We start from the raw sequence: 18,770 nt of genomic DNA, 5'->3' as shown, positions 1-18,770 counted from the left end.
TTAGCTCAACTCAAGCGTTCGGTTTCCAGATCTGGCCTATCGACAGACTCGTCAGTTTCTTCTTGCGGCCGTACCAAAGATTGGCGAAACCGCGCGAAACGAAGACCGCTGAGAAAATCGAAGTCAGGATACCGAGGCAATGCACCACTGCAAAACCGCGAATCGCACCGGAACCGAAAATCAGCAATGCCAGACCGGCAATCAATGTCGTCACGTTGGAGTCCAGAATCGTGGCCCAGGCGCGGTCGAAACCGATGGAAATCGCTGCCTGCGGCGAATTGCCGTTGCGCAGCTCTTCGCGGATACGTTCATTCACCAGTACGTTGGCGTCGATCGCAATACCGAGGGTCAGCGCAATCGCGGCGATACCCGGCAAGGTCAGCGTTGCCTGCAAAGTCGACAGCACCGCGATCAGCAGCAACAAGTTGACCGACAGGGCCAGTACGCTGAACAGGCCGAACAACATGTAGTAGATGATCATGAACACGGCGATGACGGCGAAACCATACATGGTCGAGTCAAAACCCTTCTTGATATTCTCGGCGCCCAGTTGCGGGCCGATGGTACGTTCTTCGATGATTGTCATCGGCGCTGCCAGCGAGCCGGCGCGCAGCAGCAGCGCCAGGTCGGCCGCCGCTTCCGGCGAACCCATGCCAGTGATCTGGAAGCGCGAACCCAATTCGCTTTGAATCGTCGCCACGGTCAGGACTTCGCCCTTGCCTTTTTCAAACAGCACGATCGCCATCGCCTTGCCAACCTTGCCACGAGTAGCGTCGCGCATCTTGCGGCCGCCGTCGCCGTTGAGGTCGATGCTGACTGCCGGCTGCTGGTTCTGGTCGAAGCTGACTGCCGCACTGGAGATATAGTCGCCAGTCAGCACCGGATCCTTGTACAGCACCACCGGCGCATTCTTGCCAACCTTGAACAGTTCGGAACCGAAAGGTACGGCAGCGGTGGCTTCAGTACCGCGGGTCACCGACTCATCCACCATGCGCACTTCCAGCGTCGCTGTACGGCCGATGATGTCCTTGGCGCGCGATACGTCTTGCACGCCTGGCATTTGCACTACGATGCGGTCAGCGCCCTGGCGCTGGATGATCGGCTCGCTGACGCCCAGTTCATTAACCCGTTTCGACAATGTCGTGATGTTTTGCGTAACGCCGTTATCGACGATCTGCTTGAGCGCCTCAGGCTTCAGCGATGCGGTCAGCATCGGGTCGGAACCGGCAACCGCCGGCGCCACCTGGATCAGCATCTCAGACAGTTGCGGCGCCAATATATTGCGCGCCTTTTCCAAAGTAGCCTGGTCGCGGAAACTGATTTCGATCGCATCGCCATTGCGGTTGATGCCGCTGTAGCGGATATCCTTGTCGCGCAATTCGCTGCGGGCGCTGGCTTGCAAACCTTGCAAGCGCTTGTTGATGACCGCCTTGGTATCGACCTGCATCAGGAAGTGCACGCCGCCGCGCAAATCGAGGCCCAGATACATCGGGAATGCGTGGATGGCTTGCAGCCAGTGCGGCGTATTCGGCACCAGGTTGAAGGCGACCACGTAGACCGGATCGGTCGGATCGGTATTCAGGTTTTGTTCCAGCAAAGCCTTGGCCTTGAACTGGGTATCGGTATCGTGGAAACGGGCGCGCACCGTGCCTTGGGCGCCGGCGTTCTCAAAAGTGACGCTGTCGGACAGCAAATTGCCTTGCTGCAGAACTTGCGAAACCCGGTCAGCCAGCGAGCTGTCGATCTTCAAGGTCGATTTGCCGCTGCTCACCTGTACCGCAGGCGATTCGCCAAAGAGATTCGGTATGGTGTACAGCACGCCGAACAGCAGCGCGATGACGATCAGAATATATTTCCAGAGAGGATAGCGATTCATAATGATTCAGCGTTCAGTGCGAGTCTCAAGATCAGATGAGTCTCTTGCTTGTGTGTGAGGCTGCCGATGCCCTGAGCGGATTCCGCTGCGGGCTCTTTTCTGTGTCTGACACGATATATGGCAAGGTATCTGACAAATACCGAGAGCACCCGATCCGGATGCTCTCATTCCATCAAACAAGGCAAATTTTACAGTGCCGTCTTGATTGTGCCCTTTGGCAGCAAGGTGGTGACCGAACCCTTTTGCACCACAACTTCAGTACCGCTGGCGATTTCCAGGGTGATGTAGCCATCGGCAACTTTAGTGATCTTGCCCAGCATGCCGCCGGCTGTGACGACTTCATCGCCCTTGCCGAGTGCTTCCATCATGGCTTTTTGTTCTTTCTGACGCTTCATTTGCGGACGGATCATCAAGAAGTACAACACTACGAACATCAGGATGATCGGCAAGAAGCTGGTCAGGTTGCCGCTCAGGCCCAGCGGGCCTGTGGCAGCGGTAGCTGCAGGTGCAGCTTGCGCATATGCATTGGAAATAATGAACACGAGTTGCTCCAAGTAGTAGTTTGAAAATAGCCCAGCATTCTAGCATTGGGTAGCGGCGTACAACCGCCTGTGTGTCGCCCGTTGCCATTTATTGCCGGGAAAATCAGCTCAGCCTGCTGCGGCACCATGTACCTAGACAGCTGGAACCAGCTGTCATAGACTGTTTTACCTAAAAATAGTTGCAAAAATACATATTTTTAAGATGTCTTACTAATAACGTACTGGCGACCTGCACTGGTAACCCGTGCTAGCACCCTCACTCACAACTTTATACGCCGCGCGCCCGGTCCACATGAAATTGCTTCACAAACACGCCGAATTGGCCGACATCCAGGGCATTCCTGATATTTTTCATCAAATCCAGGTAATAGTGAAGATTGTGGATCGTATTCAAGCGCGCGCCAAGTATTTCGCCGGTGCGATGCAGATGATGCAAGTAGGCACGTGAGAAATTGCGGCAGGCATAGCAGCCGCAAGTCTCGTCCAGCGGCTTTTCATCTTCCTTGTAGCGGGCGTTCTTGATCTTCAGATCGCCGAAACGGGTGAACAGCCAGCCGTTACGCGCGTTGCGGGTAGGCATCACGCAATCGAACATGTCAACGCCGTTCTCGACCCCTGCCACCAGATCCTCCGGCGTACCGACACCCATCAGATAGTGCGGCTTATCCGCCGGCAATTGCGGCCCGATATGCGCCAGCACGCGCATCATTTCTTCTTTGGGCTCACCCACCGACAGGCCGCCGATGGCGATGCCGTTAAAACCGACATCCTGCAAACCGGCCAGCGACTCATCACGTAAATGCTCATACATGCCGCCCTGGACGATGCCAAACAGCGCATTCGGATTTTCCAGCTGGTCGAACTCGCTCTTGGAGCGCTTGGCCCAGCGTAGCGACATCCGCATCGATTGCGCCGCTTCCTCACTAGTGGCCGGCCGGCCGTCGATTTCATACGGCGTGCATTCGTCGAACTGCATCACGATATCGGAATTCAAAGCCTTCTGGATCTGCATCGATACTTCAGGCGAGAGGAACAGTTTGTCGCCATTGATCGGCGAGGAGAACTTGACGCCCTCTTCGGTAATCTTGCGCATGGCGCCTAGCGAAAACACCTGGAAACCGCCGGAATCGGTCAGGATCGGCTTATCCCAGCCCATGAACTTATGCAGGCCGCCGAATTTTTCGATGACGTCCATGCCCGGCCGCAGCCACAGATGGAAAGTATTGCCGAGAATGATCTGGGCCTCGATCTCGACTAGCTCCAGCGGCGACATCGCCTTCACCGAGCCGTAGGTGCCGACTGGCATGAAAATCGGCGTTTCGACAACGCCGTGGTTGAGTTTAAGACGGCCGCGACGGGCCTTTCCTTCGGTTTTTAGCAGCGTGAATTCAAGCATGGGTAGTGGCAATCTTCAATAATCAGGATCAAACGTTATTAGTAAGCAACATCGCATCGCCATAGCTGAAGAAGCGATAGCGCTGCGCAATGGCATGGGCGTAGGCGGCGCGGATGCAGTCGTAACCGGCAAAGGCGGACACCAGCATCAGCAAGGTCGATTTCGGCAAATGGAAATTGGTAATCAGACGCTCAACCGTCTTAAAGGTATAGCCAGGCGTGATGAACAACTCGGTATCCGCGCTGCCGGCCTGCAAAGTGCCGGATTGCGAGGCCGATTCCAGCGCGCGCAAGCTGGTAGTGCCTACCGCGACTACCTTGCCGCCGGCAGCCTTGGTCGCGCGCACGGCATCAACCGTGGCTTCAGTGATCGTATACCACTCGCTATGCATCTTGTGCTCTGCCAGATTCTCGCTGCGCACCGGCTGGAAAGTGCCGGCGCCGACATGCAGCGTGACATAGGCAAACCCGATGCCCTTTTGCTGCAGGCGTTCCAGCAAAGCCTGGTCGAAATGCAAGCCGGCTGTGGGCGCCGCCACGGCGCCGGCATGCTTGGCATAGACGGTTTGGTAACGGGTTTCGTCGAAGGCATCGGCGTCATGCTCGATATACGGCGGCAGAGGCAGACGGCCGTGGGCTTCGATCAGTTCGAACACATCGGCTGGGAACACCAATGTATAAAACTCGCCGACGCGCTCACCCACCACCACCTCAAACGCCTCGGCCAGGCAGATCCTGGTGCCGGCCGGCGGTGATTTCGAAGCCCGTACCTGCGCATGCACGGTACGGTTATCGACTACGCGCTCGACCAATACTTCAACCTTGCCGCCGGTTTCCTTCACGCCGAAGAAGCGCGCCTTGAGCACCCGGGTATCGTTAAACACCAACAGATCGCCAGGGTTCAGAAGATCGACAATGTCGGCAAACTGACGGTCAATGAATTGTTCGCCGTCTATATGCAGCAGGCGCGAAGCACTGCGCTCGGATAGCGGCGTTTGCGCGATCAGTTCTGGCGGCAGGTCGAAATCGTAATCGGAAAGAGAATGCATGCTCGAATAAATAATGAAATAACAGTCGGGGCTATCTGGTTGCCAATACGGCTATAGGCTTTACAATGGCAAACGCTGAAATCGGCGCTAAGCGGAGATACAACGACTTGATGCCTGAGTTGCTGCCAAAGTTAGTGCCTTTTGATAAGCCAACCCGCTATTTTACGCCCTGCAGCCCTCTGCCACCCATTCACAGTCCGATATGCCCGCTCCGAAGCGAAAACCTGCCACACCTGCCCCTTCCGCACCGGTTGCAAATACCCGTGCCAGCAAGCTGGAAAAGCTGGGGCTGCGCTCGGACATGGACCTGGTTTTGCACCTGCCGCTGCGCTATGAGGATGAGACCGAAGTGGTCGCCATCCAGCAAGCCGGCATGATGGGTACTAGCGTAGCGCAAGTTGAAGGTGTCGTCACCGCCTGCGATATCCAATACCGGCCGCGGCGGCAACTGATCGTCACCATTGCCGACGATAGCGGCCAGCTGGTAATGCGTTTCCTGAATTTCTACGGCAGCCAGACCAAACAGCTGGCGGTCGGCACCCGGGTCCGCGCACGTGGCGAAATCCGTCACGGATTTTTCGGCGCAGAGGTGGTCCATCCCAATTATAAAGTGGTGCTGGAAGGCGCGCCGCTGCCGGACGTCCTGACCCCGGTCTACCCCGCCGGAGAAGGTTTGTCGCAGGTTTTCCTGCGCAAAGCCATCGCCGATGCCATGCAACACATCGAATGGCGCGACACCTTGTCGCCGGCACAACTGGCAGCACAGCAATTGATGCCCTTCGAAACGGCGGTGCGCCTACTGCACAATCCGCCGCCGGAAGTCGACGAGCATGCGCTGGAAGATCGCTCCCATCCGGCCTGGGTACGCATGAAATTCGACGAGCTGCTGGCACAGCAGCTGTCATTGAAACGAGCCCAGGTCGCACGCCGCGCCAAGAACGCCCGTGCGCTGCCGGTGATCGGGCAATTGTCTGCCGCATTCCTAGGCACGCTGCCATTCAGCCTGACCAAGGCGCAACAGCGGGTGGTGGCAGAAATCAGTGCCGACCTGCGCGCCTCATTTCCCATGCAGCGCCTGCTGCAGGGCGATGTCGGCAGCGGTAAAACCGTGGTTGCCGCCCTGGCCGCTGCGCAAGCCATCGACAGCGGTTATCAAGCCGTGCTGATGGCCCCCACTGAAATCCTGGCAGACCAGCATTTCCGCAAGATTGCGGCCTGGATGGAACCGCTCGGCGTGCGCGTGGCCTGGCTCACCGGCAGTTTGAAAAAGAAAGAAAAGCTGGCATCCCTGGCCATGATCGAATCAGGTGAAGCACAGCTGGTGATCGGCACCCATGCCTTGATCCAGGACAGCGTGCAATTTGCCAAACTTGGCTTGGTGATCGTCGATGAGCAGCATCGTTTCGGCGTTGGCCAGCGGCTGGCGCTACGTAATAAAACCACCTCCGAGAACGGCGGTAATGAGGCCGCTGAAAAAAGCACGGTTGCGGTCGTGCCGCATCAATTGATGATGAGCGCCACTCCCATCCCACGGACTCTGGCGATGACTTATTACGCCGACCTGGAAATCTCGGTGATCGACGAACTGCCGCCTGGCCGTACCCCTATCGTCACCCGAGCGGTCGACCAGATGCGGCGCGACGAAGTGATCGAACGGGTGCATGCGGCGGTACAGGACGGCCGCCAAGCCTACTGGGTCTGTCCGCTGATCGAAGAATCGGAAGCATTGCAATTGCAAACCGCGACCGAAACCTATGCGATGCTGGTGGAGGCCTTGCCCGACTTGCGGGTCGGCCTGGTCCACGGCCGCCTCAAGCAAGCCGAGAAACAGGAAGTGATGGATGCCTTCAGCGCCGGCGTCTGCCATGTGCTGGTGGCCACCACCGTGATTGAAGTCGGGGTCGATGTTCCTAACGCTTCGCTGATGGTGATCGAGCACGCGGAACGCTTCGGACTATCGCAACTGCATCAGCTGCGCGGGCGAGTTGGACGCGGTTCTGCAGCCAGCGTATGCTTGCTGTTATACCAAAGCCCGCTCGGTTACATCGCCAAGCAACGCCTGATGACCATGCGCGAAACCACGGATGGCTTTGAAATTGCCCGGCGCGACCTGGAAATCCGCGGCCCCGGTGAATTCCTGGGAGCGCGCCAGTCCGGCCAGGCCATGTTGCGCTTCGCCGACCTGACCACCGACCAGTGGCTGGTCGACCGTGCCCGCGATCTGGCGCAGACATTGCTGCAAGATCCGACACCGGCCAACCAGGCCACCGTCAGCGCCCATCTGGCACGCTGGCTGGGCGGGCGGGAAGATTTTTTGAAAGTTTAAGCGGCGCGGCAGGGTGGGCAAGCGGTTTTACCCAGGTTTTGCCGGAATCGACGTTGTAGGTGAATCGGAGTTCACGCGTGGGCAGAGCTGCCCACCCTACGGAAAAATATGCGAAGATAACAACATGACACTGACCGAACTCAAATATATCGTCGCGGTAGCCCGCGTCAAGCATTTTGGCCATGCTGCAGAAGCGTGTTTCGTGGCGCAACCCACTCTCTCAGTAGCGATCAAGAAACTGGAAGACGAACTGGGCGTTGTGATTTTCGAAAGGGGCGGCACGGAAATTTCAGTGACGCCGCTGGGTTCGCAGATTGTGGCCCAGGCCGAACGAGTGCTGGAGCAAACCGCCACCATCCGCGAAATCGCCAACCAGAACAAAGATCCCCTGGCCGGCCCTCTGCGGCTGGGCATCATCTATACCGTCGGCCCTTACCTGTTGCCGCCGCTGGTGAAAACCATGATCGAGCAAGTGCCGCAGATGCCGCTGGTGCTGCAGGAAAATTTCACCGTGCGCCTGCTGGAACTGCTGCGTCAAGGTGAGCTGGACGCCGCCATTATCGCCCTGCCGTTTCCAGAACATGGCCTCATGGTGCAACCGCTGTACGACGAACCGTTCGTGGTAGCGTTACCCAAGCATCATGCCTGGGCCGACCGCGCCAGCATCAGCGCCCAGGATCTCAAATCGGAAACCATGCTATTGCTCGGCAATGGCCATTGTTTCCGCGACCAGGTGCTGGAAGTATGTCCTGAGATGTCGCGCTTTTCGACTGCCGGCGATGGCATCGCCCGCACTTTTGAAGGCTCGTCGCTGGAAACCATCCGCCACATGGTGGCTTCCGGCATCGGCATTACGGTGCTACCGCAGGCCTCGGTGCCCGATCTCGGCGCCAAGGACGGCATGCTGCGTTACGTACCGTTTACCGCGCCGGGGCCGTCGCGCCGGGTGGTGATTGTCTGGCGTAAAAGCTTTACCCGCCATGCCGCCATCGAAGCGGTGCAAAAGGCAGTGCTGGATTGCGGCCTGAAAGGCGTGACCTTGCTGCATGATGCGCTTGCTGTCGAGGGCTAATCAAGTAAGAGATAAGCATCCGATGCCTGCGGCGGGACAATGTTTCCGCCCGTCGGCATTCTCCGATCCAATACCCGTCGTTTCCCCACCCATGTCTTACCCGTTGCCGGCTGACGGCAACGCTAAATCGCACAAACTGCAATGAATCGTCTCAAACTCTATTTCCTGCTGATCCGCGCCAACAAACCGATCGGCATCCTGCTACTGCTTTGGCCAACCTTGGCCGCCTTGTGGCTGGCCGCCGACGGCAAACCGGCCTGGACCCTGGTAGCTATTTTCTGTGTTGGCACCGCGTTGATGCGCTCAGCCGGATGCGCGATCAACGATTTCGCCGACAGGGACTTTGACAAACACGTCAAGCGCACCGCCGACCGTCCGCTAACCAGCGGCAAAATCGCCGCCTGGGAGGCGGTGATGGTTGCCGTCGTACTGACGCTGCTGTCGCTGTTATTGATCCTGCCGCTGAATACGCTGACCAAGGAATTGTCCTTGATCGCGGTGATCGTGGCCGGCAGCTATCCCTACTTCAAGCGTTTCTTCGCCATTCCGCAGGCCTATCTCGGCATCGCCTTCGGCTTCGGCATACCTATGGGTTTCGCCGCCATACAAGGGACGGTGCCGGCGGCCGCCTGGCTGCTATTGCTGGCCAACGTATTCTGGGCCATCGCCTACGACACCGAATACGCCATGGTCGACCGCGACGACGACCTCAAGATCGGCATCCGGACTTCGGCGATTACCTTCGGCCGTTACGATGTGCTGGCGATCATGCTTTGTTATGCGCTCAGTTTGGGATTAATATTTGCTGTAGGCTGGCAATTCGGCTTACGTGGCTGGTTTAGCGCTGGCATGCTGCTGGCGGCCGGTTGCGCCGTTTATCACTACCGTTTGATCCGCACGCGCGAGCGCGCCGGCTGCTTTGCCGCTTTTCGCCACAATAACTGGCTGGGGGCGGCGGTATTTGGCGGGATAGCTCTGGATTACGCGTTAAGATAACAGCATAACAATAAGACGCAACTTATGATGCGCAACTTATGGTGGTATATTAGGCAACATCTTTCCCTGCAATCCACATTGAAGAGGCAAACATGGCTACTACCAACGACAACGTAAAAGAGATGCGCGACAACCTGGCTGGCGAACTCAAATCCGTGATCAAGGAAGCAGAAAACCTGCTCGACGATACCCATGATCATGCTGAAAAAAAATACAATTCGGCGCGTGAAAAACTGAAAACGGCACTGGAAACTGCTAAAACAGAGCTGCCGAAAGCCACCAAGAAAGCGGTGGCGCACACCAAACACGCGGCGCATGTGACCGATGAATATGTCGGCGACAATCCGTGGAAAGCCGTCAGCGTGGCAGCCGCCATCGGTTTGCTGGCTGGCTTGGTGATTGGCCGCAGCAAATAAAATCTGAAAACTGAAAAACTGACGAGAGCCGGAATACGGCTTGTCGGCGGCAAAAAAACAGCGGCAGTCGCGATGCGATTGCCGCTGTTTTTTATAGGGTGGGCAAGTTTTTCTGCCCACGCGTGACCTCAAATTCACCGCCATATCTATCTCGGCACCGCGTGGGCAAAAAAACTTGCCCACCCTACACAACCAATAATTAATCGCGTCCGAACTCGTCGCCCAATTCCTGTCCGCGCGCTGCGGCCGCCTTGATAGCCATGATGATCGCCCCCTTCACGTCAGCAGTCTCCATGCTGGTCAACGCAGCATAAGTGGTACCACCCTTGGAAGTGACACGTTCACGCAATAAGGATACCGGCTCAGAAGATTGCGCCGCAAGTTGCGCCGCGCCGACGAACGTGGCCTTGGCCAGTTCGATGCCCTGTTGCGCAGTCAAACCCAGTTCCTGTGCCGCCTGCTGCATCGCTTCGATAAAATAAAACACATACGCCGGGCCGCTGCCGGATACCGCCGTTACCGCATCGATCTTCGCTTCGTCATCCAGCCACACCGTGCTGCCCACCGCGCGCAAGATAAGATCGGCGGTTTCGCGTTGTTCTTCCGATACCCCGGCGGTGGCGACCATCCCGGTGATTCCCTGGCCGATCAGCGCCGGCGTATTCGGCATGCACCGTACGATGGCATCGTGACCGCCCAACCAGCGCGCCAGATCGACGGCGCGAATCCCGGCTGCAATCGACAACACCAGCTGGGTCGTGACATGCGGCCGCAATTTGGCCACCACTTCCTTCATTTGCTGAGGCTTGACCGCCAGCACGATCACTTCGCTGGCGCTCACCGCCGCATCGATTTCGGTTGCCGTGCTGACGCCAAACCGCTGCGCAAGATTTTGCAAGGCTTCCGGGTTCAGGTCGATCACATGGATGTTTGCGCCCTCGGTGACCTTGCCGGCCAAGCCGCCGATCAAGGCCGCCGCCATATTGCCACCGCCGATGAAACTGATTTTTAGTTTGCTGTTCATGATTGCCTTATCTGTTCACATTCGGTTCACGTTGCCCAAAAATTGCGCTGCCCACGCGCACGATAGTAGCGCCTTCTTCAATCGCCACCGCCATGTCTGCCGACATTCCCATCGACAGGGTATCCAGTTGCGGTGTTGCCAGTTCCTGTTGCAGCTGCGTCAGCAATTCCCTGGTCTGGCGAAATGCCGCATGTTGTTTCTGTTGATCGTCGGTTGGCTCCGGTATCGCCATCAAGCCGCGTAATATCAGCCCGGGCAATCCCGCCACGGCGCGCGCAACATCCAGTACTTCCGACGGCGCCATGCCGCTTTTGCTCGCTTCGCCGCTGATATTCACTTGCAGGCAGATATTCAACGGCGCCAACTGTGGCGGCCGTTGCTGCGACAGACGCTGGGCGATTTTTTCGCGGTCGACCGTATGCACCCAGTCGAAATGCTCGGCGATGGCGCGCGTCTTGTTGCTTTGAATCGGCCCGATAAAATGCCATTCCAGCAAGACATCAGCACCGGCATCCGGTCCGGACTTGAGCGCCAGGTCGACTGCCGCCATTTTCGCCAGCGCCTCCTGCAGGTAGTTTTCACCGAAAGCACGCTGGCCGGCGGCAATCGCTTCCAGCACCATCTCGGCGCCGAAGGTTTTGGACACCGCCAGCAATGCGACACTGTCAGGCCGGCGCGACACCGCAGCAGCCGCAGCCTGAATACTGCGATGGACGGCTTGCAACTTGTGGGACATTAAGGACATAATCGGAGAGTTTGAAAATTGCCGTAAAGAACTACTAACTAGTGTAGTGCTTCGTAAGTAATGGGGCTTCAGAAATGGTGGATTTTTGTGTCAGGCTAGGCGCAAACCGGAGTGATAGCTAGACTATCGCGAGGATTTGCAACGACGCCTGGCGCGAAAAGACGCCGTTTATGAAGTTTCATTATTTGCGAAGCACTGCGCTACGATGGCCAGGCTGGTCTGGCAAACAACTGACAAACAGTGCCTGGGCAGAAAAAAATGCCTTTCAACAAACAAAATACAGCACAGGGATTATAAATGGACATTTCCGAACTTCTGGCTTTTTCGGTGAAGAATAAGGCATCCGATTTGCATCTATCCGCAGGCTTGCCGCCGATGATCCGGGTTCATGGCGATGTGCGCCGTATCAACCTGCCGCCATTGGAGCACAAAGATGTGCATTCCATGATCTATGACATCATGAACGATGGCCAGCGCAAGGCATACGAAGAACATCTGGAATGCGATTTTTCGTTTGAAATCCCCGGCCTGGCACGGTTCCGCGTCAATGCCTTCAACCAGGATCGCGGCGCTGCCGCCGTGTTGCGGACCATTCCATCGACCGTCCTGACATTGGAACAACTCAACGCGCCGCGCATCTTTGCCGAGTTGGCGCTGAAGCCGCGCGGCCTGGTACTGGTTACCGGCCCGACCGGTTCCGGCAAATCGACCACGCTGGCGGCCATGGTCAACCACGTCAACGAAAATGAATACGCGCATATCCTGACCATCGAGGATCCTATCGAATTCGTCCATCAATCGAATAAGTGCCTGATCAACCAGCGCGAAGTCGGACCGCATACCCATTCGTTCAGTAATGCGCTGCGTTCGGCATTGCGGGAAGATCCGGACGTCATCCTGGTCGGCGAATTACGCGACCTGGAAACCATCCGGCTGGCGCTGACAGCGGCCGAAACCGGTCACTTGGTATTCGGTACGCTGCACACCTCTTCCGCCGCCAAGACCATCGACCGTATCGTCGACGTGTTCCCGGGCGAAGAAAAAGAAATGGTGCGCGCCATGTTGTCGGAATCGCTGCAAGCAGTGATCTCTCAAAGCCTGCTCAAAACCAAGGACGGCTCCGGCCGCGTAGCCGCCCATGAAATCATGCTGGGTACGCCGGCGATCCGCAACCTGATCCGCGAAAGCAAGATTGCACAGATGTATTCGGCGATCCAGACCGGCAGTAACATGGGCATGCAAACTCTCGACAGCAACCTGACCGACCTGGTCAAGCGCAATGTGATCTCGCTGGCTAGCGCTCGTGCTGCAGCCAAGACACCGGATAATTTCCCAGGCTAGTCGCCAGGCTTAATCTGCAAATACATTAGGATAAGAATCATGGAAAGAGATCAAGCTACCAAATTCATGCACGACTTGCTACGCCTGATGGTCAGCAAGCGTGGTTCCGATCTGTTCATTACCGCAGACTTCCCGCCTGCGTTCAAGATCGACGGAAAAATCACGCCGGTGTCGAACCAGGCGCTGACATCCATCCATACTTTGGAACTGGCGCGCGCCATCATGAGCGACAAGCAGGCGGCTGATTTCGAGGAAACCAAGGAATGCAATTTCGCCATCAGTCCCGCCGGACTGGGGCGCTTTCGCGCGTCGGCCTTTATCCAGCAAGGCCGGGTCGGCATGGTACTGCGCACCATCACCACCGATATCCCTAAATTCGAAGACCTTGGCTTGCCGCCTACGCTAAAGGAAATCGCCATGACCAAACGCGGCCTGGTGATCATGGTTGGCGCTACCGGTTCAGGCAAATCGACCACGCTGGCCGCGATGGTCGGCTATCGTAATGAAAACAGCTACGGCCATATCATCACCATCGAAGACCCGGTTGAATATGTCCACCCGCACAAGAATTGCATCGTCACCCAGCGTGAAATCGGGGTAGATACCGATAGCTGGGGCGTGGCGTTGAAAAACACCCTGCGCCAGGCTCCTGACGTGATCCTGATCGGCGAAATCCGTGATCGCGAGACAATGGATTACGCTATCGCCTTTGCCGAAACCGGCCACCTGTGCCTGGCCACCTTGCATGCCAACAGCGCCAACCAGGCGCTGGACCGCATCATCAACTTCTTCCCGGAAGAAAGACGGCCGCAATTGCTGATGGATCTGTCGCTGAATCTGAAGGGCATCATCTCGCAACGGCTGATCCCGCTGAAAACCGTCAAGGGGCGCTGCGTGGCGGTAGAAATCCTGCTGAATTCACCTCTGATTTCCGACCTGATTTTCAAGGGCGATGTCCATGAGATCAAGGAAATCATGAAGAAGTCGCGCGAGCTCGGCATGCAGACTTTCGACCAGGCACTGTTCGATTTGTATGAAGAGGATAAAATCAGTTACGAAGACGCGTTGCGTAACGCCGATTCGGTTAACGATTTGCGACTTTCCATCAAGCTGCGCAGCAAGGACTCAAAAGACCGCGACCTGGCTGCCGGCACTGAACATCTGGGGATTGTATGACTACCGACACCAGTATTTATGATTTCACCGTCAATCAACTAGACGGCGCGTCCAGCTCACTGGCAGCCTTCCGTGGCAAGGTGTTGCTGATCGTCAATACTGCCAGCAATTGCGGCTTCACACCGCAGTACAAGGGGCTGGAAGAGATTTATCAAAAGTACCATGACCAGGGTTTCGAAGTACTGGGCTTCCCGTGCAATCAGTTCGGTGCCCAGGAACCGGGAACCGCTGACGAAATCGGCGCTTTCTGCGAGAAAAACTACGGCGTCACGTTTCCCTTGTTCGAGAAGATCGACGTCAACGGCGATCACGCAGCGCCGCTTTACCAGTACCTCAAAAACGCGGCGCCGGGCTTGCTTGGCAGCGAAGGCATCAAATGGAATTTCACCAAATTCCTGGTGGGTAAGGACGGTGCCGTGGTGGACCGCTTTGCACCACAGACCAAGCCCGAAGGCCTGGTCGCGGATATTGAGAAATTGCTGGCGAAATAAACATGTCGATGCCGCCGGCAGGCGGCATCGACGACCTCATCAGTGCGCCATTTGCAGGCCGTACACCAGCGCTGCCAACACGCCGCCTGTTATCGAACCTACCACCGGTACCAATGCATAACCCCAATCGCTATCGCGCTTACCCGGGATCGGCAGCAATGCGTGCATCAAGCGCGGCCCCAGGTCACGGGCCGGATTGATCGCATAGCCGGTGGTGCCGCCTAAAGAGACGCCGATACTCATCACCAGCAAGGCTACCGGCAAGGCATCCAGTGCGCCCAGTCCCATCGTCGGCGAAGCGATATTCAATACGCAATAGACCAGCACGAACGTACCGACCACTTCGGAAACCACATTGCCGAAGGTATTGCGAATCGCAGGAGCTGTGCAAAATGCCGCCAGCTTAAGATTACTGTCCGATGTCTCAGCAAAGTGGCTGCGATACACCAGCCACACCAGGAAAGCACCCGTCATCCCGCCCAACATCTGCGACAGGATGTAGGCCGGCACGCTGCCCCAGGCAAACTTGCCGGCTACTGCCAGCGCCAGCGTTACCGCCGGGTTAAGATGCGCGCCGCTGGATGAAGCCGCAACGAAAACCCCGACAAATACCGCCATCGCCCAGCCGACGGTAATCACAATCAGGCCGCTGCCGTTGCCGTGGGTTTTACTCAAGAGAACGTTGGCAACCACACCGTTGCCAAGCAAGACAATCAGGGCGGTGCCCACGAATTCAGCTAAAAAGGGCGTCATGACAAACTCTTTCGGAAATAGGAAGTGAGAGGAGCGCAGATTCTGATCTGCGCTCTATTCTTTTTTATCTACAGTGTCAGCTACCGGCTGGCGTTCAGGAATCTGCCCAGACCGTCGCCGCTGCAATCGCCCGCTGCCAGCCTTTGATGCTGGCCTTCACTTCTTCTGCGGGCAGCGCCGGCTTGAAGCGCTGGTCGAGTTGCCACTGGCCTTGCACATCGTCGGTGCTGCTCCAGTAGCCGACCGCCAGGCCAGCCAGATAGGCCGCGCCCAGTGCGGTGGTTTCCGTCACTTTCGGCCGCACTACATCCACGCCCAGAATGTCGGACTGGAATTGCATCAGCAAATTGTTGGCAGTGGCGCCACCGTCGACCCGCAGTTCCGGAATCACGATGCCGGCATCGGCTTCCATCGCTTTCAACACATCCATGGTCTGATAGGCGATGCTGTCGAGCGCGGCCCGCGCGTAGTGCGCAGACGTGGTGCCACGGGTGATGCCGAAGATGGTGCCGCGTGCATGCGGATTCCAATGCGGTGCGCCGAGGCCGGCAAAGGCCGGCACCAGATACACGCCGTCGCTGCTTTTGACGCTGCGCGCCAGGGCTTCGATTTCGGTGGAAGTCTTGATGATGCCAAGACCATCACGCAACCATTGCACCACTGCGCCGCCGATGAAGATGCTGCCTTCCAGCGCGTAGTTAACCTCGTTGCCGATTTTCCAGGCGACCGTGGTCAGCAGATTGTTTTTCGAGATGATCGGCTTGGTGCCGGTATTCATCACCATGAAGCAGCCGGTGCCATAGGTATTCTTGACCATGCCGGGCTGGGTGCACATCTGGCCGAACAAGGCTGCCTGCTGGTCGCCTGCAATCCCGGCCAGAGGAATTTCAGAGCCGAAACCGGAAACTTCGGTATGACCGTAAACTTCGCTGGAGGAACGTACTTCCGGCAGCATGCTGCGCGGCACGCCCATGATCTCGAGCAGTTCGTCATCCCATTGCATGGTGTGGATATTGAACAGCATGGTGCGCGAAGCATTCGACACATCGGTCAGATGCAGTTTGCCGCGTGTCATGTTCCATACCAGCCAGGTATCGATGGTGCCGAACGCCAGACGCCCTTCATCGGCCAGCTGTTGCGCGCCTTCGACGTTCTTCAGTATCCAGCGGATCTTGGTGGCGGAGAAATAGGAATCCACCAGCAAACCAGTCTTGGCGCGGATGGTTTCTCCCAGTCCGTCGGCTTTCAGCTGATCGCAAAATGCGGCGGTGCGACGGTCTTGCCAGACGATGGCGTTATACACAGCCTTGCCGGTTTCGCGGTCCCAGACTACGGTAGTTTCACGCTGGTTGGTAATGCCGATGGCGGCAATCGAAGTGCCGTTCAAACCGATGTTGGTCGAGGCCTCGGCCGCGACGCCAACCTGGGTCGACCAGATTTCCTGCGGGTCATGTTCAACCCAGCCCGGTTGCGGATAGATCTGGCGGAATTCTTTCTGTGCTGAAGAAACGATGTTGCCTTGACGGTCGAACAGGATGGCGCGCGAGCTGGTAGTCCCTTGATCCAGGGCTAAAATGTATTTGTCTTTCAACTTGTCTACTCCAAGGTTGGTGAATCCGCTTGCGCGGACCGGGGGTGACTTTGACCCGGAGACGATTCCGGATCCGTCTTTTCTATCTTCCGACGTAACTACTTGATGTAGCTACTGAATGTAACTACTGAATGTAACTACCGAGCAGCTGCACTAAAACCTGATCGGGCAAAACTTCATGCGCGCATGGCGGCCGGCGCTGGCACTTGCTGCTGCTCCAGCCAGCTATTCAAACGATCGACGGCAACTGCGTCAAACCGCAATCCCAGCTTGGAACGGCGCCACAGGATATCGTCCGCGGTCAGCGCCCATTCGTTGTGCATCAGATAGCGCACTTCCGCTTCGTATAAATCCGCACCGAACAATTCACCCAATCCAGCGACGTCGTGAATCCCGGCCAGCAAGCGCGCGGCACGGGTGCCGTAGGTGCGCGCGTAACGCGCCGCCAGGGAGGTCGGCAGCCATGCGTGGCGTTGCTGGAAAATACGCCGGAACTCTGCAAAATCGGCATTGGCGATATCGCCGCCAGGCAGCGCTTCGTCGGCAGTCCAATGCGCTTTCATATAACCGAACACGGGTTGTAAATGCTCCATGGCTTCTTCCGCCAGGCGCCGGTACGTGGTTATTTTTCCACCGAACACCGACAGCACCGGCGCCTGTCCTTCTTCGGCTTTCAACTCCAGGCGGTAGTCGCGCGTGACTGCGGACGGGTTGGCGATTTCTTCTTCCAGCAATGGCCGCACGCCGGCATAGGACCAGACCACCTGCGAAGGCGTCACCGCCACCTCGAAATATCGGCTGACCGATTCGCACAGGTAAGCGGTTTCTTCATCGGAAATTGCAACCTTGGCCGGATCGCCGCTGTATTCGACATCGGTGGTGCCGATCAGGGTGAAATCGGTTTCGTAAGGAATCGCAAAGACGATGCGCTTGTCGGGATTCTGGAAGATGTACGCGTGATCGTGATCGAACAAACGCTTGGTGACGATATGGCTGCCTTTGACCAGGCGGATATGGTGCTGCGCTGAAGTATGCAAGGCGCCACTGAGCAAACTGGCGACCCAAGGGCCGGCGGCGTTGACGACACAACGCGCCTTGATTTCCGTGGTCTCGCCGGTCAAGGTCGACTGCAAGGTGGCGTCCCAGTATTGCTGGCCCCGCTTGGCTTCGACCAGGCGGGTTTTCGTCAGGATGGTGGCGCCACGTTCCTTGGCGTCCATCGCGTTGAGAACCACCAGACGCGCATCTTGCACCGCTGCGTCGGAATAGACAAAACCTTTGGTCAAGTTTTTTTTCAGCGGCGCGCCGGCGACGTGCTTGCGAAAATCGATAATGCGGGAGCCAGCCAGCAATTCACGCTTGGCGAGGTTATCGTATAAAAACATCCCGGCGCGTATCATCCAGGCCGGCCGCAAGTGCGACACATGCGGCATCACGAAACGCAACGGCGCGATGATATGCGGCGCCAGGCGCAGTAAGCGCTCACGTTCTTGCAGCGCCTTGCGAACCAGGCTGAATTCGTAGTGCTCCAGATAGCGCAGGCCGCCGTGAATCAATTTGGTGCTGGCCGACGAGGTGTGCGACGCCAGATCGTCCTGCTCGCAAAGCAACACGCTCAGCCCGCGTCCCGCAGCGTCGCGCGCAATCCCCGCGCCGTTAACGCCGCCGCCCACTACCAGCAAATCAACAATTTCACTTGATGCCACAGCTATCTCCTTGTGTCGGTAACATGCTTATCGGACCAATTCCATTGTTGCCATTTGGCAAAATAGTATGCCTGCAATGTCACTACACATCATAAAATATTTATATTCGAAAGTATATTGTTCGAATTCGAACATTGATAATCGTTTATATTTATTAAAAGAAATTTTTCGATAGCTATAAGCTTAATTGTCTATAGACAATTTCTATGCTGGCCATCTCAGCCAGATAATCGGGAAATGACCGACGCAGTCCAGTAGCGTGGGCACTATG

At 57.0% G+C, this 18,770-nt stretch carries 16 protein-coding genes; 7 read left to right on the top strand and 9 right to left on the bottom strand.

All coding sequences use genetic code 11. The features are described 5' to 3' along the window. Positions 1-10: 10 nt before the first annotated feature. From secD to queA, 4 genes are all read right to left on the bottom strand, one after another. A complete protein-coding gene (gene secD, locus KHU29_RS05510; protein ID WP_211451680.1) occupies positions 11-1,876 on the bottom strand; it encodes a protein translocase subunit SecD in 1,866 nt (621 codons plus the stop codon). Positions 1,877-2,064: 188 nt separating this feature from the next. Next, positions 2,065-2,418 (bottom strand): preprotein translocase subunit YajC, encoded by a 354-nt coding sequence (gene yajC / locus KHU29_RS05505; protein WP_092414554.1) that lies wholly within the window; start codon positions 2,416-2,418, stop codon positions 2,065-2,067. Positions 2,419-2,686: 268 nt separating this feature from the next. Continuing rightward, on the bottom strand, positions 2,687-3,814 hold the full coding sequence (tgt, locus tag KHU29_RS05500; RefSeq protein ID WP_211451679.1) for a tRNA guanosine(34) transglycosylase Tgt: 1,128 nt from the start codon (positions 3,812-3,814) through the stop codon (positions 2,687-2,689). Positions 3,815-3,842: 28 nt separating this feature from the next. Continuing rightward, positions 3,843-4,862: a tRNA preQ1(34) S-adenosylmethionine ribosyltransferase-isomerase QueA gene (queA, locus tag KHU29_RS05495; protein WP_211451678.1), complete on the bottom strand. Its 1,020-nt coding sequence runs from the start codon at positions 4,860-4,862 to the stop codon at positions 3,843-3,845. A gap of 202 nt (positions 4,863-5,064) precedes the next feature. On the opposite strand from queA, the gene recG reads away from it, so the two are divergent. From recG to KHU29_RS05475, 4 genes are all read left to right on the top strand, one after another. Then, complete coding sequence (gene recG / locus KHU29_RS05490) at positions 5,065-7,188, top strand: ATP-dependent DNA helicase RecG (RefSeq protein ID WP_211451677.1); 2,124 nt, start codon at positions 5,065-5,067, stop codon at positions 7,186-7,188. A gap of 124 nt (positions 7,189-7,312) precedes the next feature. Then, complete coding sequence (locus tag KHU29_RS05485; RefSeq protein WP_211451676.1) at positions 7,313-8,260, top strand: LysR substrate-binding domain-containing protein; 948 nt, start codon at positions 7,313-7,315, stop codon at positions 8,258-8,260. A 141-nt stretch (positions 8,261-8,401) separates the two neighbouring features. Then, positions 8,402-9,256, top strand: a complete 855-nt coding sequence (gene ubiA / locus KHU29_RS05480; RefSeq protein ID WP_211451675.1) for a 4-hydroxybenzoate octaprenyltransferase — start codon at positions 8,402-8,404, stop codon at positions 9,254-9,256. Between the two features lie 92 nt (positions 9,257-9,348). Beyond that, complete coding sequence (locus KHU29_RS05475; protein WP_211451674.1) at positions 9,349-9,672, top strand: ElaB/YgaM/YqjD family protein; 324 nt, start codon at positions 9,349-9,351, stop codon at positions 9,670-9,672. Positions 9,673-9,871: 199 nt separating this feature from the next. On the opposite strand, the gene proC is transcribed toward KHU29_RS05475, so the two are convergent. Both proC and KHU29_RS05465 read right to left on the bottom strand, forming a co-directional pair. Continuing rightward, a complete protein-coding gene (proC, locus tag KHU29_RS05470) occupies positions 9,872-10,696 on the bottom strand; it encodes a pyrroline-5-carboxylate reductase (RefSeq protein WP_211451673.1) in 825 nt (274 codons plus the stop codon). A 7-nt stretch (positions 10,697-10,703) separates the two neighbouring features. Then, positions 10,704-11,441, bottom strand: coding sequence for a YggS family pyridoxal phosphate-dependent enzyme (locus KHU29_RS05465; RefSeq protein WP_211451672.1), 738 nt, complete (start codon positions 11,439-11,441; stop codon positions 10,704-10,706). Positions 11,442-11,738: 297 nt separating this feature from the next. Here KHU29_RS05465 and KHU29_RS05460 point away from each other — a divergent pair, with 297 nt between their 5' ends. The 3 genes from KHU29_RS05460 to KHU29_RS05450 are packed head-to-tail and all read left to right on the top strand — an operon-like array spanning position 11,739 to position 14,449. Beyond that, entirely contained in the window at positions 11,739-12,782 is a 1,044-nt protein-coding gene (locus KHU29_RS05460) for a type IV pilus twitching motility protein PilT (protein WP_211451671.1), read from the top strand. 39 nt (positions 12,783-12,821) lie between these two features. Then, positions 12,822-13,958 (top strand): PilT/PilU family type 4a pilus ATPase, encoded by a 1,137-nt coding sequence (locus KHU29_RS05455; RefSeq protein ID WP_211451670.1) that lies wholly within the window; start codon positions 12,822-12,824, stop codon positions 13,956-13,958. Beyond that, the gene (locus tag KHU29_RS05450; protein WP_211451669.1) at positions 13,955-14,449 is read left to right on the top strand and encodes a glutathione peroxidase; all 495 of its coding nucleotides are present in this window, start codon (positions 13,955-13,957) and stop codon (positions 14,447-14,449) included. The genes KHU29_RS05455 and KHU29_RS05450 overlap by 4 nt, the downstream gene beginning before the upstream one ends. 39 nt (positions 14,450-14,488) lie before the next feature. On the opposite strand, the gene KHU29_RS05445 is transcribed toward KHU29_RS05450, so the two are convergent. The 3 genes from KHU29_RS05445 to glpD form a co-directional block, all read right to left on the bottom strand. Beyond that, positions 14,489-15,202 (bottom strand): MIP/aquaporin family protein, encoded by a 714-nt coding sequence (locus tag KHU29_RS05445; RefSeq protein ID WP_211451668.1) that lies wholly within the window; start codon positions 15,200-15,202, stop codon positions 14,489-14,491. Between the two features lie 94 nt (positions 15,203-15,296). After that, positions 15,297-16,793, bottom strand: a complete 1,497-nt coding sequence (gene glpK, locus KHU29_RS05440; RefSeq protein ID WP_211451667.1) for a glycerol kinase GlpK — start codon at positions 16,791-16,793, stop codon at positions 15,297-15,299. Positions 16,794-16,969: 176 nt separating this feature from the next. After that, on the bottom strand, positions 16,970-18,499 hold the full coding sequence (gene glpD / locus KHU29_RS05435) for a glycerol-3-phosphate dehydrogenase (RefSeq protein WP_343216031.1): 1,530 nt from the start codon (positions 18,497-18,499) through the stop codon (positions 16,970-16,972). Positions 18,500-18,770 lie beyond the last annotated feature (271 nt).

Origin of the sequence: Collimonas antrihumi, from assembly GCF_018304965.1 — a bacterium.
GTDB classification, from domain to species: Bacteria; Pseudomonadota; Gammaproteobacteria; order Burkholderiales; family Burkholderiaceae_D; genus Collimonas; species Collimonas antrihumi.
This window is presented reverse-complemented; position numbering and strand designations above follow the sequence as displayed.